Origin of the sequence: Geobacillus sp. ZGt-1 (assembly GCF_001026865.1) — a bacterium.
In the GTDB taxonomy this organism is placed as follows: domain Bacteria; phylum Bacillota; class Bacilli; order Bacillales; family Anoxybacillaceae; genus Geobacillus; species Geobacillus thermoleovorans.
Map to the genome: position 1 here is coordinate 167,384 of NZ_LDPD01000016.1, position 3,751 is coordinate 171,134.

Here is a 3,751-nt window from a genome sequence, read left to right on the forward strand (position 1 = left end):
AGGCATGCAAAGAAAAAGCGATGGAAGTGCTCGACTTTGTCGGTCTAACCCATGTGGCGGATCGGATGGTGGCCAACTTGTCGCAGGAGCAGAAAAAGCGGGCGGCGTTCGCGCTTGCCTTGGCGACCGATCCGGAGCTCGTGCTGCTTGATGAACCGGCAGCCGGCATCAACCCGGATGAAACGGAAGGGCTTGAGGAGTTGATCGTCAAAATGATAGAAGGCGGCCTGACTGTTTGCCTGATTGAGCACAAAATGTCGATGATCATGAAAATTGCCGACCGCATTATGGTGTTAAACTACGGAGAAAAAATCGCTGAAGGAACGCCCGAGGAAGTGCGAAACAACGAGGCGGTCATTCAAGCGTATTTAGGAGGGAGCGCCATTGCTTGAAGTTGCGAACGTATCCGTCCGCTACGGGAGTTTTACGGCCATTCGCGATGTGACGTTTTCCGTCAAGCGAGGGGAGATCGCCGTTTTGCTTGGCGCCAACGGGGCCGGGAAAAGCACATTGTTTCGCACGATCAGCGGGCTGCACAAACCAGTGCGGGGGGAAATCCGCCTCGATGGCGAGCGCATTGATTCGCTGCCTCCTGACCGCATCGTCGGGCGCGGCGTCGTGCAATGCGCGGAAGGGCGCAAACTGTTTCCGCGCATGAGTGTATACGAAAACTTGCTGATGGGCGCTTACGTCCATCGGAAGGACAAAGAAGGCATCCGCCGCTCGATTGAACATGTATACGAACTGTTTCCGATTTTGCGCGACAAGCAAAACGCGCCAGCCGGGTCGTTAAGCGGCGGCCAGCAGCAAATGCTCGCCATCGGACGCGCCTTAATGTCACGTCCTGCGGTGCTCTTGCTTGATGAGCCGTCAATCGGACTCGCCCCGTTGATTGTCGAGCAAATGTTTGCGACGATTAAGCAAATCAATGAGGGAGGAACAACGATTTTGTTGGCGGAACAAAACGCTCATGCGGCGTTGTCGATCGCCCATCGAGGCTATGTGTTTGAAAATGGAACGATCGTTGCCTCGGGAACGGCGGAGGAGCTGCTCGCCAACGACGATGTCCGCAAAGCGTACATTGGTGCATGATAGGCCTCATCCTTGTCCATCAGCGAAAGCAAGGAGAGGAGATGGCACTGAAAGGGGGTGAATAACGGGTGTGCCAAATATTATATAAATATTCAAAATAATAAATCATCAATAGGGGGGAGTAGAATGAAAAAAAGAAAATGGTCAATCGCCGCTATGATCGCGGCCATCATGATGTTGATGCTTGCGGCGTGCAACAATTCGCCAAGCAGCAATAACGCCAACGGCGGAAACAATAGCGGAGGAGGCGGCGGTGAAACGGGCACGGTCAACATCGGCTACAGCGGCCCGCTGAGCGGCCCGGCCGCCTATTATGGCCAACGGACGTTAAACGGCTTGAAAATGGCGGCCGAGGAAATCAACAACAGCGGCGGCTTTGAGGTGAAAGGAAAGAAATACAAAATTAACCTCGTCCCATTAGATGACAAATATTTGCCAAACGAAACGGCAGCGAACGCCAAACGCCTTGTGCAAGAGCATCATACGCCGATCATTTTCACGCCGCACAGCGGTGGCGTCATGGCGCTGCAAGTGTTCAACCAAACGGACAATTTCATCATCGCGGCGTATACGAGTGAGCCGAAAATTACACAAACGGGCAATAAGCTGACCGTGCGCATTCCGCCGCGCTATGACGGCTACATCCCGACGTTTACCGATTATGCCATGAAGCATTTCGGCAGGAAACTGGCCGCCTTGCCGACGGCGACGCAATACGGGAAAGACTGGACAGAAAAACTGTTGCCGTATTGGGAAAAACAAGGCGGAAAAGTTGTCTACAAATCATCGATTGATTTTACGAAAGACACCGACTTCTTTACGATCGTGACGAATGCATTGAAAGAAAAGCCGGATGTCTTGTTTATCGGTGGACCGTCGGAACCGACGGCAAAAGTGGCGAAACAAGCGCGCGAACTTGGTTTTAAAGGCGGCTTTATCATTATGGATCAGGCGAAACTCGATGAGATGAAACGGGTGACGGGCTCTTATGACATGCTTGAAGGTTCGATCGGCGTCATGCCGCTTGTCGAGTCGGATCAACCCGCGGTTCCAGAGTTTGTGAAAAACTATCGGGCAAAGTTCAATGAAGATCCGGGATCGGAAGCCGCTTACAACTATTTGGCGCTTTACGCTTTCGTCGAGGCGATGAAAGCCGCAGGCACCGTCGATGACCCGCAAGCGATCCGCGAACATATGAACGACGGCTTGAAAAACATTCCAGACGAAAAGAAAGTGTATAACGTCCCAAGCATCGGCGACGATGGCGGATTTGAATCGGAAATCGTCGTGGCTGCGGTGGAAAATGGAAAAATTGTGCCCATTGAGTTAATAAAACAATAATACACCATGCAGACTGACAAGCAGAGGCACCTTATCATCGGGCTTTCAATGGGAATGCTCTTTGCATGAGCCCTGAAGTGTGCATCTTCTCAAGGATCCGTAGATGGAGCGGTATATGGATGGGGCAATAGAGAGGCTGTCTGAAAAGGTCATCGCACGACTTTTTCCAGACAGCCTTTTCCGTTTTCGCATTATGACGTTTTTTGATTCGTTAATGATAGGATTGCCGCCTGGCAGAACTGTTTCGGGTTGATCAATTCTTATTGTGCATTTCTTATCATAGAAAACTATGTTCTAAATAATCAAAAAAAACAAATAGAAAAATTTTCAATAATGCGATAAAATAAAACTGCTCTGCCACATGATGAATCTAATCACAGGAGGGGAGAGACCGACCATGCGGGAAATGGCCCTCGGCCTTGCCGCCTCGTTCTTTTTTGCCGTTACGTTCATATTGAACCGGTCTATGGAGCTAGCTGGCGGGAGTTGGACGTGGAGCTCGTCACTTCGTTTTTTCTTTATGGTTCCGCTGTTGTTTGTCATTCTTCTTGCCCACCGCAATCTCGGTCCGGTTTGGCGCGACATGAAGCGCCATCCATGGACATGGATCGTCTGGGGGACGGTCGGTTTCGGCCTGTTTTACGCGCCGCTCACGTACGCCGCTGCGTACGGGCCAGGGTGGCTTGTAGCCGGCACATGGCAGTGCACGATCGTCGCCGGCGTCCTGCTTAGCCCGCTGTTTACAGAACAAATCGAAACGCAAAACGGAACTGTGTCCGTGCGCCGCCCGATTGAAAAACAGGCGCTTTTCATTTCATTTTTTATTTTGCTCGGCGTCGTGCTCGTTCAGTTCCAGCAAGCAGGCCATCTCACATGGGAAGAAATCGCGTTGGGGATCTTTCCTGTGCTCATCGCCGCCTTTGCTTACCCGCTGGGCAACCGAAAAATGATCGAGCATTGTGCCGGACGGCTTGACGCGTTTCAACGCGTATTCGGGATGACGATCGCCAGCTTGCCGTTTTGGTTCGTCGTGGCGCTGATTGGATGGGCGACAGCCGGAGTTCCTTCGGCTGGGCAAACGGCGCAGTCGCTCATTGTCGCTATCAGCTCGGGCGTTATCGCGACGACGCTTTTTTTCATCGCCACTGACCGGGCGAAAGGAAATGAGCGGAAGCTGGCTGCTGTTGAAGCGACGCAATCCGGAGAAGTGATTTTTGCCGTTATCGGCGAAGTGCTGTTATTATCGGCTCCGTTTCCGAACGGCTGGGCGTTTGTCGGCTTAGCGGTCATTGTGGCGGGGATTTGCTGGCATAGTTTT

General features: G+C 52.1%; 4 protein-coding genes. All 4 read left to right on the plus strand.

Annotation, left to right across the window (positions count from 1 at the left end; all coding sequences use genetic code 11):
* The coding region (locus tag VU18_RS19640; RefSeq protein WP_047757887.1) for an ATP-binding cassette domain-containing protein at positions 1–392 on the plus strand (392 nt) is incomplete at its 5' end.
* The gene (locus VU18_RS07230; protein ID WP_021321369.1) at positions 385–1,092 is read left to right on the plus strand and encodes an ABC transporter ATP-binding protein; all 708 of its coding nucleotides are present in this window, start codon (positions 385–387) and stop codon (positions 1,090–1,092) included. The genes VU18_RS19640 and VU18_RS07230, both read left to right, overlap by 8 nt.
* A gap of 126 nt (positions 1,093–1,218) precedes the next feature.
* Entirely contained in the window at positions 1,219–2,433 is a 1,215-nt protein-coding gene (locus VU18_RS07235; RefSeq protein WP_042382561.1) for an ABC transporter substrate-binding protein, read from the plus strand.
* A gap of 397 nt (positions 2,434–2,830) precedes the next feature.
* Positions 2,831–3,751: multidrug resistance efflux transporter family protein (locus VU18_RS07240; protein ID WP_047757871.1), on the plus strand; the 921-nt coding region annotated here is incomplete at its 3' end.

What these genes read in the sequence shown, in the direction of transcription:
- VU18_RS07235 (WP_042382561.1), top strand. Translation starts at nt 1,219, where the DNA reads ATGAAAAAAAGAAAATGGTCAATCGCCGCTATGATCGCGGCCATCATG.